Below are 16,173 nucleotides of genomic sequence, written 5' to 3' on the forward strand. Positions count from 1 at the left end.
TAACTAAGCTTATGTTCGAAAAAAAGTATGGCCTAGCGGCGTTAAAATAGACCTCTTGTGTTACAAACTATTAACTAACGGTTTTACTCTGGCGTGAAAACCGTTAGTTTCAATAACCATAAATGATATGGATTAACGATATTGATAATACCGCGGTGAATAATGACACTGCGGCGAAAAATGGCTGACACAAGGAGCAAGCTTATGCGTTTAGCGTATAAAGGATTAATTGGTGTAGCTGTAAGTTTTGCAGCTTTGCCACTGCTGGCTAATGCAAATAACGCTGCAAAGTTAACTTTTAGCGAGTCTAAAATAAACGCGCCTTTTGAGCTGACCCACCCGATTATTGCTGCAGACTTACTGCCGCAATCGGGCAAGGAACTGGTCGCTTTCGGGATTGATAATATGAGTCAGCGCCGGATGGCCATTTACCAACTTGTTAATGGCCAATATAAATTGCTACATCAATACGAGCTGCCATTGGCGCTGCACAGCTTTGATATCACTGAGTCTACAACCGGTGGGCTACAACAATTGTATTTCTTATCGCAAGATGAGTTGCTATTAATGTCGCCAGAGCAAAATCGCTCGAACCTTAACCTTGAAGTCGTAGCTGAGATAAATTCGTTATCCTTTAAAGACCGCCCAGACTTTATTAGTCGTGGTGAGTTTATTAAAGATCTCAATGCGGACAATCAGGATGACATCCTGATCCATGATTTTAATCAAGTGCATCTATTTTTGGCGGATGAGCAAGGATTTAACCGCCAGACTTTGCCTATTAAGCCGCAATCTCGCCTATTCGAAGATGGGGCAACTTACACCCAATCTACGCTATATGTTAGTGATTTTAACCTCGATGGCTTAGCGGATATTATTAAAATTGGTGAGGGCGAGTTAGAAGTATATAAGCAGACAGACTTAAACCGTTTTGATCCCATCGCCCAGTATGTTTCTGTGAGTCAGCCTATAAGCGGTATTGATTGGTGGAATAAACGAGACGCTTACGGTGAGCAATTAGATCAAAGTGAGTTAGTGTATCGCAAAGTCGAAGAGCTTAAAGATCTGAATGATGACGGCGTTAGCGATATGGTGATCCGTTATACCAAAAGTACTGGTGTATTTGATCGTGTTAATGATTACGAAATTTACCTTGGTGAGGCGAAAAACGACAAAATCAGTTTCCCTAAAAAACCCAATAGCGTAGTTAGAGCTGAGGGCACATTAACCGGGTTAGAGTTTGTTGATATCGACAGCGACAATAAAGACGAAGTGCTGGTCGCAGGTTTTGATATTGGGGTGAGCCAAGTGGTTGGAGCCTTGCTATCAGGCAGCATAGATCAAGATGTGCATCTTTTTAAAATGGATGAAAATGGTCATTTTAATGATGAATCCAACGTAACCAAAGAAGTGGAGCTCAACTTTAGCTTGAGTTCAGGGCAGTCTGGTAGCCCAGTGGTTAAACTTGCCGATCTAAATGGCGACGGGCTAAAAGACTTATTGCTGTCGGAAGATGAATCAACCTTAAAGATCTACTTAGGAAAGCCCGGTAAAGATCTATTTAGTCGTAATGCCCAAGAGCATGAGTTAGCACTGCCGGTTGAGGGCGGCATGTTGATGGTGGATGATTTGAATGATGATGGTAGAGAAGATCTGCTTATCAAATATGGTCGCCAAGACGATAAGTCTTTAGCTAATCAATTTAGAGTATTTTTTGCAGGATAGCTTGGGGTGCAGAGGCGAAATTCACATTAAGCGTAATATTATTTTATAGAGTTAGCGCGTTAATTTTTTTATTTCGTTTGGGCGAAAATCGGTGTTTCCCGCCTCTGCTTAACAGGGTACAGCCTGTTAAATTAGTGACTGCGTAGTAGTTGCTTAATACGCAAGCCGAGAGACTTAGTTTGTTGCACTATGGGAAAGAGTTTTGGATTCGACTTTTGCTCATTTTGGTGAACAATCTGATATACCTTTTTGGTCGTTAGGCCATAGTCTTTAGCGACATCAGATAGTAAACGACCTTTGATTTTAACTTCGTTGATAACATTAAGGTTCATAGCATCCATCGGTATTTTCTCTTTCAATTCTAATGTGAATACATTAGTAGTTTGTACGTCTTTGAGCGTGGTGACGGAATTCCCTTGCCAAGGTGTAGTGCTCACCTTGTCGTTACTCTTTGGTCTCTTTTATTGATTATTCTTATTGCCGTTGAGTACTCAAATATGAGTATGCTTAAGCTGTGCCAAACTGGCCAAATTTTTTAAGTCATTACAATTCATATGGTTAAATATCCATGCTTGATAAAAGGGCATTAGCTTGAAAACTTATTGCACCGAATTGGAGCGTGAGTGCACACATTTAGTGCAATGTGGGTTGTTCAAAATTAACGCACTTGGGCGTTGAAGCATTGTTTAATCAGATCTGCTTTATATACTGCTAAAAAAATACAACTTATAAGTCGTCGCTTTTGTTATTCGCAAAAGCAGTTAGGAGTGGTAAACATGAGCGCAAAACGTAGTTCGATTCTTGCTGGTGGCTTAGCGGCTGTCATGCTGATTTCTGGTTGCCAAACAACCAACCCTTACACCAATGAATCTCAAAACGGTAAAGCGACTAACGGTGCATTAATTGGTGCTATCGCGGGAGCCGCAATTGGTGTGGCATCATCAAGTAAGAGTGACCGCGGTAAAGGTGCATTGATTGGTGCAGCCTCTGGTGCCGCGCTTGGTGGCGGTATCGGTTATTACATGGACGTGCAAGAAGCTGAACTGCGCAAGCAATTACAAGCGTCTGGCGTTAGCGTGACACGTAGTGGCGACAATATCATTTTGAATATGCCAAATGATGTGACCTTTGGTGTTGATCAAACAGATTTGAGTCAACGTGTGCAGCAAGTACTTAATAGTGTTGTGCTGGTGGCGCTAGAATATGACGAAACTAAACTTAACGTCATGGGGCACACAGATAGTTCGGGAGCAGAGTCTTATAACTTAAGACTGTCGCAGGTACGCGCAAGTGAAGTGGCAAATTACTTAACTCAACATAAAGTGCCTGCGATGCGTGTTGCGTCTCATGGCATGGGTGAGTCAAAGCCAATTGCATCAAATCAGACTAAACAAGGCCGCGCTGAAAACCGCCGGGTTGAGATTATTCTTAGCCCAATGCCAACAGCATAAGCCCGAAATTGCAGGCTGAACTAACCGTTAAAAAAGACTGATACCAATCAGTATAAGTATAAGCCATCTTCGGATGGCTTTTTTGATCCAGAAATTCGAGTTTTAGACTTTTTGTCCATGATGGGTATAAATCTAGTGATTAAGGTCGCGTGGTTAAACACAAAGTGGCTTAGTCATGGCTTGGGCATTGTGCTTTGTTGGCGGATGTTTTCTCATTAGAAATAACAATATGTGATGACACATAGATAAGTCTAATTAGAATATGAGCAAAATATAATGAAGAAATGGTTGTTAGTTTCACTGTTAGCCCTACCTATCGCAGCCCAAGCGACCCCTATTGAATTAAGAGCTGCTGGCAGCCTTAAAAATGCAATGAATGATATCGTCAGTGCTTATCAGCAAGAAACTAAGCAGCAAGTTGATGCCGATTTTGGTCCATCGGGTCTATTAAGAAAGCGTATTGAAAATGGCGAACAAGTTGGCGTGTTTGCATCGGCCAATATGAAGCATCCGCAAACATTAAAAGCCGCAGGTAAAGGCGATAATGTGGTGATGTTTGCGCGCAACCAAATGTGTGCACTCGCTCAAGCCGATGTGAAAATTGATAGCATTGGTTTACTCGATGTCATGCTTGATCCTAGCATTAGGGTTGGCACATCAACGCCGAAGGCCGATCCTTCAGGCGATTATGCTTGGAAGATTTTTGCCAAAGCGGATGCAGTAAAAGCTGGCGCCAAAGCGACATTAGAGCAAAAAGCGTTGCAGCTTACTGGTGGTGAAAAGAGCGCTAAAGCTCCAAAAGGACGTAATACCTATGGTTGGGTAATGGAAAACAAGCGCGCAGATGTGTTTTTAACTTACTGCACTAATGCGGTTTTGGCACAAAAAGAGGTACAGGACCTACAAATTGTACAAATGCCAGAGCCACTAGCTGTAGGTGCTAATTATGGCTTAATTGTTCTAGATGATGCCCATGATGATGCATGGAAATTAGCGATGTTTATCTTATCTGCTTCAGGCCAAGAGATTTTAGCGGACTATGGTTTTGATGCACCGTTAAAGCAGTAATAATGTCCGTCATGTTAAGCAAAAAGGCCGCGTAAGCGGCCTTTTTTGTCTTTGGGCAAAGGCTTAATTTAGTAGGAAAATCGTCGCTAAACCTAAGAAAGCGAATAGTCCGATTACATCAGTAACAGTTGTTAGAACCATACCGCCAGCTAAGGCGGGATCAATATTCATTCGCTTCAACATCAGCGGAATGGTTGCACCGGCAAGACCTGCCACTGTCATATTGATAAGCATAGCGCCAGCAATCAATCCACCTAAGGCGATATCACCTTTCCATAACCATACTGCTGCAAATACAAGAACAGACCACAGCAAGCCGTTAAGGAAGCCAATGGCTAACTCTTTACCAATTAGCCAGCGAGAGTTGCTTTGGCCAATTTGACCAAGGGCAATACCACGGATCACCAGTGCTAACGTTTGATTACCTGCAACCCCGCCCATACTTGGTACAATGGTCATTAAAATTGCGATGGTAGCAAATTGCTCAATGGTCCCTTCAAACATATTACTGACAGACGCGGCTAGCAATGCAGCAAATAGGTTTACAGTTAGCCACAGCGATCGGCGGAAGGTACTTTTTAATACCGGACCAAAGGTGTCGGTGTCGTCATCCATACCGGCCATACCCATCATTGAGTGTTCGGCATCTTCACGAATAACATCGACCACATCATCAATGGTGATACGACCTAGCAGTTTGTCATTTTCATCGATAACAGGGGCTGACACCCAGTCATGGCGTTCAAATAGCTGTGCGACTTCGCTGTCGGACATGCCAACAGGGATTGCTTCAAGATCTGACACCATTATTTCACGTACTGATGCATTTGGATCGCAGGTCAGTAGATCGGCAATACGCACACCGCCTAATACGCGGTCGTGTTTATCTACTACGTACAGCATATCGGTGGCTTCGGGGAGTTCACCGCGAATGCGCAGATAGCGCAAGATCACATCGATATTAACATCTGGCCTTAAGGTGACGGTATCGGTATTCATTAAACTACCGGCGGTGTCATCAGGATACGACAGGGCTTGCTCAACTCGGACTCGGTCTTGCTTGCTCATCGACTGCAGCACTTGCTTAAAAATACTGTCTGGCAGGCTACGTAAAATGTAGGCTAAGTCATCTGTATCCATGCTTTGCGCCGCTTTTGCGACGCGCTCAGGACTCATTTGTGAAATTAGGCTATCTTTGAGTTCTTCACCCAGTTCATCGAGGATTTCACCTGTGTGTTCTTGGTCAATCAGTTGCCACAGCACTTGACGAGTGCGAGGTGGGGAAGATTCGAGAATAAAGGCAATATCTGATGCGGCCATATCCTGCAACATGTTGCGAACATGGACAAACATACCGTTGCCTAATGCTTGAGTCAGCTGATTGAGACGTTGGTCTGTTGTTTCATTGTCTAAGACTTCAATCGGCATAGCTCCCTCACAGGGTAGATTTAAAGGCGCTTATAGTAGCTTAAGTGCTAGATATGTGTGTTGATACTTACCAAAGATAAATCAGTTGATCAGTTAACAGTCTTCATCAAATTTAGCATCGATTAATTGGCAAACGGCATCGAGTGCTGTTTGCGCATCTGGACCTGTTGCAATGAGTTGCACACGTTTGCCCATTCCGGTTTCTAGCATTAATAAGCCTAGTACACTTGTTGCTGAAGCCTGTTTTTCACCTTGGATAATGGTGATCTTAGCGTCGAACTCTGAGGCTAAAACGACAAGTTTTGTGGCTGCGCGAGCGTGTAGACCAAGCTTATTGCAAATGGTTACCTCACGCTCAATGGTCGGCATTTTTTAGCTCTCGGTGGCGGGCTTGTACCTTATGTTTACCATTTTTAAAGTGAGCCGCTAGGCGCTCGGTAATATAGACAGAGCGATGTTGGCCGCCGGTACAACCAATAGCTATGGTGAGGTAACTGCGGTTATTACGTTCAAGATCCGGTAGCCAGGTTGTGAGTAGATCTTCGATCTGCTTAATAAATTGATTCACCCGTGGGCGCTCATTTAAAAAGTCTTGTACTGGCTTGTCTAGGCCTGTCATTGGGCGTAGATCTGGCTCCCAGTGCGGATTTGGTAAAAAGCGAACATCAAACATAAAGTCGGCTTCAGTTGGCATGCCGTGTTTAAAGCCAAATGATTCAAAATTAATCATTAGTTCTTTATCGACATTACCAAGCAAGATCTCGCGCACCTGATCGTTTAGATCATAAATATTCAGGCTAGAAGTATCTATATAGTGATCAACGATATTAGCGAGAGGCTCAAGTAAGCGCGCCTCTGTTTCAATGGCTTCTTTTAACGAAACATTGTCGTGGGATAATGGGTGTAGACGTCGAGTTTCATTGTAGCGCTTAAGTAGCACTTCATCGCTCGAGTTTAAAAAGAAGCTTAGTAACTCAACGCCGTCCGGTAGAAAGGTAAGATGCTTAACTAGCTCTGCTTTATTTTCCGGTAGATTGCGTATATCGACACTGATAGCCACAAGTTTAGTATTACCTGATAATTCTTTCAGTAATGTGCCCATCATAGGCAGAGGAAGATTATCGACACAATAGTAGCCGAGATCTTCTAGCATTCTGAGTAACACTGATTTACCTGAACCGGATCGACCAGAGACTAAAACAAGCTTCATTGTATGATTACCTGATTGAAATATGAGGTTTATGACTATCGTTTGTATTGGTATAGATTAACTTTTTTAAGCCCTAAAGCAAGAGCTTAAGTGGATGCTGAAGCAGAAATCATCTAGCTGTAATAATTACTTAGGCCTTTAAATCATCAGTGTTTGAACACAGAAAACAACTTAAAGGCCTGAAATCGTAATTATTGGGTAATGACTTGGTATAGCTCTGACTCGTTACTGGTTTTTCTCAACTGCTTAAGCACTGCTTTGTCGTTGAGTTTTTCCGCCATTGAAGACAGTGTTGCTAAATGCTGTTCACACTGATCTGATGGCACCAATAAGGCAAATAGAATATCGACGGGTTGTTTGTCGATGGCGTCAAATGCGATTGGATCTTCACACTTCACCAGCACCGCAACCGGACGCTCTATATTGGTCAGCCTTCCATGCGGAATGGCTATACCGTTACCTATACCCGTGCTACCCATTTTTTCTCTCGCCAAGAGACTTTCAAAGATCTCTTGTGAAGAAAGGGTAGGGTACTGGACAGCGGCAATATCACTGATTAACTCCAATACCTTTTTCTTACTGCCCGGAGTGGCGCAGGTAGTGCACTCCGGCTGCAGGATGGTACTTAGTTCCATCGTTAGTGTTTAATTAGCTTCTCTTTGTGTTTAATTACCTGACGGTCGAGCTTATCGATCAGGGAGTCTATTGCGGCATACATATCCGCATGTTCCGAAACGGCAAAGACTTCACCTTTTTTCAGGTGTATCTTGGCTTCGGCTGTTTGCTGCATTTTTTGTACATTCAAAATAACGTGCACATTATTGATCTGATCGAAATGCCGTTCAAGCTTTGTGAATTTTTCTTCCACATAGCCGCGTAATGAAGCGGTAATTTCGATGTGATGTCCTGTCAGATTGATTTGCATATATCGATCCTCCAAATGCCTAATTTTGAGTTATAAACTCTTACGTTGGTTTGAGGGAGGGATCAGCATCGCTTCTCGATATTTGGCGATCGTACGTCTAGCAACTTTAATCCCTTGTTCTGCCAAAAGCTGCGCCATCTTGCTGTCGCTTAATGGTTTCTTTTGGTTTTCAGCAGCAACAAGCTTTTTGATAAAGGCTCTAATTGCAGTTGATGAACACTCTCCGCCATCGTCGGTACCGACGTGACTAGAGAAGAAGTATTTAAGTTCGAAAATGCCCCTTGGGGTATGCATATACTTTTGCGTGGTAACACGTGAAATGGTTGACTCATGCATTTCAACCGCTTCTGCAATGTCATTAAGTACCATAGGCTTCATTGCCTCTTCACCGTATTCAAAAAATCCTTGTTGGAATTTAACAATACAGTTGGTCACTTTTAATAAGGTGTCATTGCGGCTTTCTAAACTCTTAATAAACCATTTAGCTTCTTGTAAGTGGCCACGAATAAATTGACCATCGGCTTGGTTTGTTGTGCTGCGAGCCATCGATGCATAATGCTGATTTACATTAATTTTTGGCATGTAATCAGGGTTTAACTCAACTACCCAGCGGCCCTTTTTCTTACTAACAGAGACGTCAGGGATCACGTATTCGTCTTTGCTACGAGCAATGGCTAATCCTGGTCTTGGATTAAGGGTTTGAATCAGAGTGATAGCTTCACGAAGCTCATCTTCTTTGAGCTTCGTTTTACGCATTAATTGCCTAAAATCACGGCCGGCAATTAAATCTAAATAGTCTTTTATTAATAATCGTGCGTTGTCGATATGCGGAGTTTCGGGGGCATATTGTGCTAACTGGATCAGTAGGCATTCGCTTAGATTTCGTGCGGCAACGCCAATTGGATCAAAGTGCTGGATACGTTTTAGTACAGCTTCAACTTCGTCTAACTCAGTTTCAGGATCGCCCATAGCTTCTAAAATATCGTCGCAGCTTTGGGTCAAATAACCACGCTCATCAATTGCGTCGATAATCGCTGTCGCAATTGCAAGATCGTTATCTGAAAATGGGGTTAGATTTTTTTGCCACTCAAGATGCTCGTATAAGCCTTCGCTGGTTTCACCTTGAAAAGGCATATCATCTTCACGGCTAACCCCAGAGCTTGAATTAGAAGAAACGGTGTAAACTTCATCCCAAGTCGTATCCATTGGTAGGTCGTCTGGCATAGAGTCTTGAGTTAAGGCGTCGGAGGTTTCTACTGTGGCGCTATCTTGATTTTGGTTGACGTCATTTGAGGACGGGTCGTCAGTTTGATCCATATCGCCATCTGATTGCTCTTCATCTAGTTCCAGTAATGGATTAGATTCTAATGCTTGTTGGATCTCTTGTTGCAGCTCTAAAGAAGACAATTGTAAAAGGCGGATAGCCTGTTGCAATTGTGGAGTCATAGTGAGCTGTTGACCCATTTTGAGCTGGAGTGACGCTTTCATCGTACCGCTATTCCCTACACTGTAGTTAAACGTTAAAGCTGGCTGATCTAGCTAATAAAACTAAAAAACTTAATACTTTGATTTTATTCTAAATAGTAATAGGTATTAAGTTTTAAGGTTTGAAACTGTGAATTAACTATAGCCTGAATTGTTCACCTAAGTACACTGCTCGAACTTGCTGGTTGTCTAAGATCTCTGCGGGTGTGCCTTCGGCGATGAGATTTCCGTGACTAACGATATAAGCATGTTCACATACATCAAGTGTTTCACGTACGTTGTGGTCAGTGATGAGTACGCCTAGACCACGACCTTTTAGCTGCTCAATAATCTTTTTAATATCGATAACTGAGATAGGGTCAACACCGGCAAAGGGTTCATCTAATAGAATGAACTTAGGATTAGCCGCTAATGCTCTTGCGATTTCTACTCGACGGCGTTCACCACCGGACAGTGCCATACCTTGGCTATCGCGAATGTGGGTGATATGAAACTCTTCTAGCAGATGTTCAAGTTGCTCTTCACGTTGCTCATCATTGATATCACTACGAGTTTGCAATACAGCCATAATGTTGTCGCGAACAGATAGCTTTCTGAAGATACTCGCTTCTTGCGGCAGATAGCCGATACCTTTGCGGGCGCGCAAATGCATTGGATCTAAGGTGAGGTCGTCATTGTCGATAAAGATTTTACCTTTATCACTTTGAACTAGGCCTACTACCATGTAGAAAGTTGTGGTTTTACCTGCACCATTTGGGCCAAGTAAACCAACGATCTGACCGGTTTTCACGGTTAAGCTAACGTCTTGCACTACTGCACGGTTTTTGTAGCTTTTAGCAAGGTTGCTCGCTTTTAACGTAATCTGGCTCATTACTGTTCCTGTTTTACTGGCGTTTCAGATTTATCTTCCTGATAGGTCTCAGGTTGAATAATGGTGATAACTCTGTCATCGCCTTGGCCGGTACTCTCAGCAATAAGCTGTTGCTTGCTAATGTTGTATTTGATGCGGTTACCGGTAACTTGGCTACCATCTTGCTCAAGCGTCGCGTCACCCACCAAGGTTAGTGTGCGCGTAGCAAGCTCGTAGCGGATCTCTTTCGCACTTGCGGTTGCAGGACGTCCATCGTCCATTGTTTGGGTATATGTTGCTGGCTTGCCCGTTGCTACAAGGGTTTTACCGCTTTTATCTGCTTTAGAAAATACCCGTAACTCGTCAGCATTCATTTTAATTGAACCTTGAGTCACCTCTACTGGGCCAAAGAAAATTACTTGGTTGTTTTTAATGTCAGCTTCTTGGCTCGCTGCTGCAATTTTTACTTCCTGCTCTAAGTCATCGACTTTAGCTACGGTGTTAAAACTTAGCAGGCAAAATAGGCCTGCTAAAAGAGTGTGATTGTATTTCATAGTGTCCTTCTACTCAGCTAAAACTCGTTGTTAGCTGTGGTATGTATGTGTGCAATATTAGTGTATTACTTAGCCTCGTATATCCCTTCTACTTGGCTGATTAGTTTTACACTTTGGGCATTCAGGTCGGCATAAAGCCCCATACCTTGAATGACAAATTCGTTGCCAGTGACGTGGATCATTTCATCAGATGTCATGATCATCGTGTCGAGATCCAACTCGAGATAATTTGTACTTAATGTTTGGATCGGCTCTTCTGGACTAATTGAATCGATAATAACATCGTTTTCTAAAGTTACCTTACCAGTGATCTTATTATGGCTGCCTTTCGTGCTTTTTAGCTGCCACTGCGCTTGACCATCATCAGGGTAAATAAGGTAAACAGGATCAGTAAAGTAAGTCATGCTGGCACTGTCAAAGTGTTCCATGTGCTTGGCGGTTACTTCGCTGTTGATTAAGCCTTGCTCGTTATACTCAATACTACGTAAGTCGTCGATGATATAGTCTGGGCGTTGGCTTACGTCGATATCTAGCGCTTCTTCGCTCTTTTTCGATTGCACCTGCCAATATAAAAATAGCGCGGTGCCAAAAAATAGGATTATCGCTAGGGTAACGCGGTTCATATACTCATCCCGTGGGCTGACTCAAATTTATCTTGGCTTAAAAGCAACAAATCAGTTAGCTCGCGCAGTGCACCGTGACCACCTTTAATGTGAGTGGTCATTTTAGCGTGTTGTTTTACATATGGATGACCGTCGGCGACACATACAGATAAGCCAACCTGCTGCATAACGGGTAAGTCGACCATATCATCACCAATGTAGGCCACTTCTTCTGGACTCACATTGTAAAGTGATAGCAATTCTTTATAAGGTGCTAGCTTATCATCAACACCTTGATAAATATGAGTCACACCTAATGCGGTAAACCTATCTTCAACAATTTGCGACTTACGGCCAGTAATAATGGCAACGTGAATATCACTCGATAGTACTGAACGCACGCCGTAGCCGTCACGAGTATGGAAGGTTTTAAGCTCTTCGCCACTATTGCTCATATAAACAAGGCCGTCGGAGAACACACCATCAACATCACAGATAAGCAGTTTTATCTTGCTTGCTGCTAGCCAAACATCATCGCTTATTGGGCCGTAAAATCCTTGGTGAGACATATTAAATTACTCCTGCTTTAACCATATCGAGCATATTTAATGCGCCTACAGGCTGTTGTTGTTCATTAATCACAATTAAGCCATTAATACTTTTAGTGTCCATGACTTTTAAGGCTTCTGCAGCCAAAATACTGTCTGTAATAGTAACGCAGCCTTTAGTCATCACATCAGCGATTGAAGTGGTTCTTAAGTTAACATCGGCATCGATTACGCGGCGTAAATCACCATCAGTAAAAATACCGACTAAGGTATTGTTATCATCAACGACAGCAGTCATGCCTAAGCCTTTTTTAGAGATTTCATATAGTGCATCGGTAATGCAGATATTGTCTCTAACACTAGGTAGGCCATCACCTTTATGCATCACATCACTGACTTTTAATAATAGCTTTCGACCTAAGCTGCCACCAGGGTGAGACAGGGCAAAGTCATCTTGAGTAAAGCCGCGAGCTTGCAGTAGTGCCACGGCGAGGGCATCACCCATCACCAGTGTTGCAGTGGTGCTTGATGTTGGCGCTAGTCCAAGCGGGCAAGCCTCTTCAGGCACTTCAATGCATAAATGTAACTGTGCAAGTTTTGCCATGCTTGACTCTGGCTTACCTGTCACTGAAATCAGCGGCAAGCCCAAGCGTTTTATCACTGGTAATAAGGTTAAAATCTCGCTGGCTTCGCCGGAGTTTGAAATTGCCAGTACAATATCGTTTTCACTAAGGACACCTAAATCACCATGGCTGGCTTCACCTGGATGAACAAAAAAAGCCGGTGTGCCGGTACTCGCTAAAGTAGCTGAAATTTTGTTGCCTATATGGCCGGATTTACCCATGCCCATCACAATCACTTTACCCGTGCATTGCAAGATTAGTTGGCATGCTTGAGCAAATGCTGAAGAGTCGACGTACTGGTACAAGTTATCGAGTGCTCGTTTCTCGATATCGATAACTTTAGTGCCCCATTGGCGTAGTTGATTTTCATCTACCATTTCTTGGTCTCTCTTTAAACTGCTTGGCCTCTTGTCCTGAGATTAAGATAGGAACAGGAGTGCTTGATATGCAATAAATGTAATAAGTAATACTACGCCATGCCAAGGCTTTAGCTGCTTAGCGCGTCCAGATAGCAAGATCAGAACCGCTAATGCGCTGCTCGTGGCAAGCACCATATAAAAATCACGTGTACTCGCCGCAGCATCAACTGCGCCAGGCGCGATGATACCAGGTATAGCAAGTACCGCTAAAATATTGAATAAGTTTGAACCAACAATGTTACCGATAGCAAGGTCATCTTCCTTTTTTAAGACTCCTGCCACACAGGCCGCAAGTTCAGGCAAACTAGTGCCCACCGCAATAATGGTTAGCCCAATCACTAAATCGGACAAATGGTAAGCTTTAGCGATCCCAACAGCGCCTTGTACCATCCAGTCTGCAGATAGTGGCAATAATACCATGCCCACAACCAGCCAAAAAATTGCTTTAGCAGTTGGTACGTCTGCCGGGATCTCTTCTGCTGCCTCTTCGGCTAATGCATCACGGTTTTTACTATGGAGGCCGTGCCAAATGAGGTAGCCCATCAGGCCAATAAACAGTACCAGTAAGCTAATACCTTCAACTCGAGTTAAAAAGCCATCGTAAAGAAAATAGCCGACAATTAGTGTTGCCACTAACATCATTGGAATTTCACGTTTGAGCGTTTGTGAACTTACCGAGATTGCACCAAGTAGTGCAGTAATACCAAGAATTAGGGTGATATTTGCGATATTAGAACCGAGAACGTTACCAATTGCTGTGTCAGTCATGCCCTCTAGCGAAGCTGTTGCCGCAACAAACATTTCTGGTGCTGAACTACCCATGGCAACAATCGTTAGTCCGATTAACATTGGCGGTAAACCAAGGTTGCGAGCAAAAGCGGCTGCGCCGTAAACAAACTTATCGGCACTCCAAACTAGGGCACCTAAACCGGCGACTAACAAAAAAATATTAAATAACATCGATTCTTAGTATTTGTGGGTATAACGGCGTATTTTCGCTGTAATTGAAGAAAAATGAAAGTATTGCCGTGAGATAGTCTTGATTTGGTTGTACCTATAAGGTCAATTACGTACAATTTCTCCCTTTCCGGTACGGAAAATGGATGTTTCCACAATATAAAATGCAGGGCACTTGCATGACACATACCTCGAAAACATTGGTTGAAATCCAAAATATGGCCTTTAGCCGCGGTGAGCATGTCATTTATGAAGACGTTAGCCTGTCGATCCCTCAAGGAAAGGTGACCGCAATCATGGGGCCTAGCGGGATAGGCAAAACTACGCTGTTAAAATTGATTGGTGGTCAGCTAACACCAGATAGTGGCGTGGTGTTATTCGACGGTATTGATGTTCACAAATGCAATCGTAATGAGCTTTTTGCACTACGAAAGCGTATGAGTATGCTGTTTCAAAGTGGCGCACTTTTTACCGATATGAATGTATTTGATAATGTCGCGTTTGCTTTAAGGGAACACTCAGGCCTGCCTGAAGCGATAATTCGCAAAATCGTATTAATGAAGCTCGAAGCTGTGGGGTTGAGAGGTGCTGCTCAGTTAATGCCGACGGAGCTTTCTGGCGGTATGCAGCGCCGAGCGGCACTGGCGAGAGCAATTGCATTAGAGCCGGAAATGATCCTTTATGATGAGCCGTTTACTGGGCAGGATCCTATTTCTATGGGCGTGCTCGTTAAGCTTATTCGTGAGCTTTCTGATGCATTAAACCTCACATCAGTTGTAGTGTCCCATGATGTAACAGAGGTGCTTGGAATTGCGGACTATGTTTATGTGTTAGCAGATAAACGTATTATTGCTCATGGTACCCCTGAAGAGCTGCGATTAGCGGATAATCCGCAGCTAAAACAGTTTATTGGTGGTGAGCCAGATGGCCCAGTGCCTTTCCATTATCCAGCTGCAGATTATAAGAAGGAACTTCTCAGTGAGCTTGATTGATCAGGTTGCTCGTCTTGGGCGCAGCGCTATTGATTTAGTAATTGGCTTAGGCAAAGCCGGCCTAATGTTGTGGGGAGCGATAGCGCATCGACCTCGTTTTCGTAAAGGCATGCCGTTACTGATAAAACAGTTGTATGTTATTGGCGTGCAGTCGATGGTGATTATCATCGTCTCGGGCTTGTTTATTGGTATGGTATTGGCATTGCAGGGCTATAATATTCTTGTTGGCTTTGGTACCGAAGAAAGCCTAGGCCCGATGGTGGCATTGAGTTTATTACGTGAATTAGGCCCAGTGGTGACTGCGCTACTCTTTGCTGGACGGGCAGGTTCTGCACTGACAGCAGAGCTAGGATTGATGAAAAGTACCGAGCAGTTGTCTAGCCTTGAGATGATGGCCGTTGATCCACTTAGGCAGATTATTGCCCCAAGGTTTTGGGCTGGAGTGATTAGCTTACCGTTGCTGGCACTGATGTTTACCGCTGTAGGGATCTATGGTGGCCACCTTGTGGGTGTTGAGTGGAAAGGAATTGATAGCGGTAGTTTTTGGTCGATTTTACAAGCCTCTGTTGAATGGCGCCAAGATATTGTTAACTGCATGATTAAAAGCCTTTTGTTTGCAATCGTTGTGACTTGGATTGCGCTATACCGTGGTTATCATGTGACGCCAAACCCAGAAGGGATCAGTCGAGCGACAACACAAACCGTTGTGCAATCTAGCCTAGCCGTGTTGGCGTTGGACTTCTTACTGACGGCGATGATGTTTGGCCAGTAATTTATGGGGATGCAGGGAAAGACCTCGTCGTTAATTATTGTTTAGAGTTATTGAATAGAGTGGTAAATGAGTTATGTTGACAAGGAAGATTGAGATTTTAGTTGGTCTATTTTTATTGTCTGGACTAGCAGCGTTTTTAGTTTTGGTGTTTAACGTTGCCAATGTTGAAGTAAAAACAGGCGATAGCAGTTACACGTTACACGCTAAATTTAGTAATATTGGCGGCTTAAAAGTGCGCTCGCCAGTTAAAGTGGGTGGCGTGGTTGTTGGGCGTGTTAGTGCAATCAACCTTGATCCTGAAAAGCTTGTGCCAGTTGTTAGTATTGCTATGGATAACCGTTACCACTATTTTCCAGAAACAAGCACGCTATCGATCCTTACATCAGGTTTACTTGGTGAACAATTTTTAGGGTTAACTCCAGGGTTTATGGACGACGACATCGAGTTGTTAGTTGATGGGGATAGTATTGAAGACACTCATTCAGCATTAGTTTTAGAGGAACTTATCGGGCAGTTCTTATATAGCATGGGTTCAAAGGATTAACCTTTTCAGGATGAGCAGTA

General features: G+C 43.3%; 19 protein-coding genes. 6 read left to right on the forward strand and 13 right to left on the reverse strand.

The window, feature by feature from the left end; translation table 11 throughout:
* The first annotated feature begins 204 nt into the window (after nucleotides 1-204).
* Nucleotides 205-1,725 (forward strand): FG-GAP repeat domain-containing protein, encoded by a 1,521-nt coding sequence (locus L2740_RS12885; protein ID WP_248950581.1) that lies wholly within the window; start codon nucleotides 205-207, stop codon nucleotides 1,723-1,725.
* A 131-nt stretch (nucleotides 1,726-1,856) separates the two neighbouring features.
* Here L2740_RS12885 and L2740_RS12890 read toward each other — a convergent pair whose 3' ends face one another.
* On the reverse strand, nucleotides 1,857-2,162 hold the full coding sequence (locus tag L2740_RS12890; protein ID WP_248950582.1) for a hypothetical protein: 306 nt from the start codon (nucleotides 2,160-2,162) through the stop codon (nucleotides 1,857-1,859).
* Between the two features lie 339 nt (nucleotides 2,163-2,501).
* Between L2740_RS12890 and L2740_RS12895 the strand changes: the two genes are divergently transcribed.
* Both L2740_RS12895 and L2740_RS12900 read left to right on the forward strand, forming a co-directional pair.
* Nucleotides 2,502-3,176, forward strand: a complete 675-nt coding sequence (locus tag L2740_RS12895) for a YiaD family glycine zipper/OmpA-like lipoprotein (RefSeq protein ID WP_248950583.1) — start codon at nucleotides 2,502-2,504, stop codon at nucleotides 3,174-3,176.
* Nucleotides 3,177-3,452: 276 nt separating this feature from the next.
* Nucleotides 3,453-4,244 (forward strand): molybdate ABC transporter substrate-binding protein, encoded by a 792-nt coding sequence (locus L2740_RS12900; RefSeq protein WP_248950584.1) that lies wholly within the window; start codon nucleotides 3,453-3,455, stop codon nucleotides 4,242-4,244.
* A 63-nt stretch (nucleotides 4,245-4,307) separates the two neighbouring features.
* Here L2740_RS12900 and mgtE read toward each other — a convergent pair whose 3' ends face one another.
* The 12 genes from mgtE to L2740_RS12960 all read right to left on the reverse strand — a co-directional run bounded on the left by mgtE (nucleotide 4,308) and on the right by L2740_RS12960 (nucleotide 13,848).
* Nucleotides 4,308-5,672, reverse strand: a complete 1,365-nt coding sequence (gene mgtE, locus L2740_RS12905; RefSeq protein ID WP_248950585.1) for a magnesium transporter — start codon at nucleotides 5,670-5,672, stop codon at nucleotides 4,308-4,310.
* Between the two features lie 93 nt (nucleotides 5,673-5,765).
* Complete coding sequence (locus tag L2740_RS12910) at nucleotides 5,766-6,041, reverse strand: HPr family phosphocarrier protein (RefSeq protein ID WP_248950586.1); 276 nt, start codon at nucleotides 6,039-6,041, stop codon at nucleotides 5,766-5,768.
* On the reverse strand, nucleotides 6,028-6,882 hold the full coding sequence (gene rapZ / locus L2740_RS12915; protein ID WP_248472018.1) for an RNase adapter RapZ: 855 nt from the start codon (nucleotides 6,880-6,882) through the stop codon (nucleotides 6,028-6,030). The genes L2740_RS12910 and rapZ overlap by 14 nt, the downstream gene beginning before the upstream one ends.
* A gap of 191 nt (nucleotides 6,883-7,073) precedes the next feature.
* On the reverse strand, nucleotides 7,074-7,517 hold the full coding sequence (ptsN, locus tag L2740_RS12920) for a PTS IIA-like nitrogen regulatory protein PtsN (protein WP_248472019.1): 444 nt from the start codon (nucleotides 7,515-7,517) through the stop codon (nucleotides 7,074-7,076).
* Between the two features lie 2 nt (nucleotides 7,518-7,519).
* Nucleotides 7,520-7,807, reverse strand: a complete 288-nt coding sequence (hpf, locus tag L2740_RS12925) for a ribosome hibernation promoting factor (protein ID WP_248472020.1) — start codon at nucleotides 7,805-7,807, stop codon at nucleotides 7,520-7,522.
* A 30-nt stretch (nucleotides 7,808-7,837) separates the two neighbouring features.
* Nucleotides 7,838-9,295 carry an RNA polymerase factor sigma-54 gene (locus L2740_RS12930; protein WP_248472021.1) on the reverse strand — a complete coding sequence of 486 codons (1,458 nt, stop codon included), beginning with the start codon at nucleotides 9,293-9,295 and terminating at the stop codon, nucleotides 7,838-7,840.
* A gap of 136 nt (nucleotides 9,296-9,431) precedes the next feature.
* A complete protein-coding gene (lptB, locus tag L2740_RS12935) occupies nucleotides 9,432-10,163 on the reverse strand; it encodes an LPS export ABC transporter ATP-binding protein (RefSeq protein ID WP_028766465.1) in 732 nt (243 codons plus the stop codon).
* Nucleotides 10,163-10,696 carry a lipopolysaccharide transport periplasmic protein LptA gene (gene lptA, locus L2740_RS12940; protein WP_248472023.1) on the reverse strand — a complete coding sequence of 178 codons (534 nt, stop codon included), beginning with the start codon at nucleotides 10,694-10,696 and terminating at the stop codon, nucleotides 10,163-10,165. Before lptA ends, lptB begins: the two co-directional genes overlap by 1 nt.
* A gap of 65 nt (nucleotides 10,697-10,761) precedes the next feature.
* Complete coding sequence (gene lptC, locus L2740_RS12945; protein ID WP_248472024.1) at nucleotides 10,762-11,319, reverse strand: LPS export ABC transporter periplasmic protein LptC; 558 nt, start codon at nucleotides 11,317-11,319, stop codon at nucleotides 10,762-10,764.
* Nucleotides 11,316-11,867, reverse strand: a complete 552-nt coding sequence (gene kdsC / locus L2740_RS12950) for a 3-deoxy-manno-octulosonate-8-phosphatase KdsC (protein ID WP_248950587.1) — start codon at nucleotides 11,865-11,867, stop codon at nucleotides 11,316-11,318. Before kdsC ends, lptC begins: the two co-directional genes overlap by 4 nt.
* Nucleotide 11,868: 1 nt before the next feature.
* On the reverse strand, nucleotides 11,869-12,846 hold the full coding sequence (locus tag L2740_RS12955) for a KpsF/GutQ family sugar-phosphate isomerase (RefSeq protein WP_248950588.1): 978 nt from the start codon (nucleotides 12,844-12,846) through the stop codon (nucleotides 11,869-11,871).
* 42 nt (nucleotides 12,847-12,888) lie between these two features.
* The gene (locus L2740_RS12960; RefSeq protein ID WP_248950589.1) at nucleotides 12,889-13,848 is read right to left on the reverse strand and encodes a calcium/sodium antiporter; all 960 of its coding nucleotides are present in this window, start codon (nucleotides 13,846-13,848) and stop codon (nucleotides 12,889-12,891) included.
* Nucleotides 13,849-14,024: 176 nt separating this feature from the next.
* Here L2740_RS12960 and L2740_RS12965 point away from each other — a divergent pair, with 176 nt between their 5' ends.
* The 3 genes from L2740_RS12965 (at nucleotide 14,025) to mlaD (ending at nucleotide 16,153) form a co-directional block, all read left to right on the forward strand.
* Nucleotides 14,025-14,837, forward strand: coding sequence for an ATP-binding cassette domain-containing protein (locus L2740_RS12965; RefSeq protein WP_248472028.1), 813 nt, complete (start codon nucleotides 14,025-14,027; stop codon nucleotides 14,835-14,837).
* Entirely contained in the window at nucleotides 14,824-15,609 is a 786-nt protein-coding gene (mlaE, locus tag L2740_RS12970) for a lipid asymmetry maintenance ABC transporter permease subunit MlaE (RefSeq protein WP_248950590.1), read from the forward strand. The genes L2740_RS12965 and mlaE overlap by 14 nt, the downstream gene beginning before the upstream one ends.
* 73 nt (nucleotides 15,610-15,682) lie before the next feature.
* Nucleotides 15,683-16,153, forward strand: coding sequence for an outer membrane lipid asymmetry maintenance protein MlaD (gene mlaD, locus L2740_RS12975; protein WP_248950591.1), 471 nt, complete (start codon nucleotides 15,683-15,685; stop codon nucleotides 16,151-16,153).
* Nucleotides 16,154-16,173: the final 20 nt, after the last annotated feature.

This window comes from Shewanella pneumatophori, from assembly GCF_023283895.1.
Classification (GTDB): domain Bacteria; phylum Pseudomonadota; class Gammaproteobacteria; order Enterobacterales; family Shewanellaceae; genus Shewanella; species Shewanella pneumatophori.

What these genes read in the sequence shown, in the direction of transcription:
- mlaD (WP_248950591.1), top strand. Translation starts at nt 15,683, where the DNA reads ATGTTGACAAGGAAGATTGAGATTTTAGTTGGTCTATTTTTATTGTCT.
- L2740_RS12965 (WP_248472028.1), top strand. Translation starts at nt 14,025, where the DNA reads ATGACACATACCTCGAAAACATTGGTTGAAATCCAAAATATGGCCTTT.
- L2740_RS12955 (WP_248950588.1), bottom strand. Translation starts at nt 12,846, where the DNA reads ATGGTAGATGAAAATCAACTACGCCAATGGGGCACTAAAGTTATCGAT.
- kdsC (WP_248950587.1), bottom strand. Translation starts at nt 11,867, where the DNA reads ATGTCTCACCAAGGATTTTACGGCCCAATAAGCGATGATGTTTGGCTA.
- lptA (WP_248472023.1), bottom strand. Translation starts at nt 10,696, where the DNA reads ATGAAATACAATCACACTCTTTTAGCAGGCCTATTTTGCCTGCTAAGT.
- lptC (WP_248472024.1), bottom strand. Translation starts at nt 11,319, where the DNA reads ATGAACCGCGTTACCCTAGCGATAATCCTATTTTTTGGCACCGCGCTA.
- hpf (WP_248472020.1), bottom strand. Translation starts at nt 7,807, where the DNA reads ATGCAAATCAATCTGACAGGACATCACATCGAAATTACCGCTTCATTA.
- ptsN (WP_248472019.1), bottom strand. Translation starts at nt 7,517, where the DNA reads ATGGAACTAAGTACCATCCTGCAGCCGGAGTGCACTACCTGCGCCACT.
- L2740_RS12930 (WP_248472021.1), bottom strand. Translation starts at nt 9,295, where the DNA reads ATGAAAGCGTCACTCCAGCTCAAAATGGGTCAACAGCTCACTATGACT.
- L2740_RS12960 (WP_248950589.1), bottom strand. Translation starts at nt 13,848, where the DNA reads ATGTTATTTAATATTTTTTTGTTAGTCGCCGGTTTAGGTGCCCTAGTT.
- L2740_RS12900 (WP_248950584.1), top strand. Translation starts at nt 3,453, where the DNA reads ATGAAGAAATGGTTGTTAGTTTCACTGTTAGCCCTACCTATCGCAGCC.
- rapZ (WP_248472018.1), bottom strand. Translation starts at nt 6,882, where the DNA reads ATGAAGCTTGTTTTAGTCTCTGGTCGATCCGGTTCAGGTAAATCAGTG.
- L2740_RS12895 (WP_248950583.1), top strand. Translation starts at nt 2,502, where the DNA reads ATGAGCGCAAAACGTAGTTCGATTCTTGCTGGTGGCTTAGCGGCTGTC.
- L2740_RS12885 (WP_248950581.1), top strand. Translation starts at nt 205, where the DNA reads ATGCGTTTAGCGTATAAAGGATTAATTGGTGTAGCTGTAAGTTTTGCA.
- L2740_RS12910 (WP_248950586.1), bottom strand. Translation starts at nt 6,041, where the DNA reads ATGCCGACCATTGAGCGTGAGGTAACCATTTGCAATAAGCTTGGTCTA.
- lptB (WP_028766465.1), bottom strand. Translation starts at nt 10,163, where the DNA reads ATGAGCCAGATTACGTTAAAAGCGAGCAACCTTGCTAAAAGCTACAAA.
- mgtE (WP_248950585.1), bottom strand. Translation starts at nt 5,672, where the DNA reads ATGCCGATTGAAGTCTTAGACAATGAAACAACAGACCAACGTCTCAAT.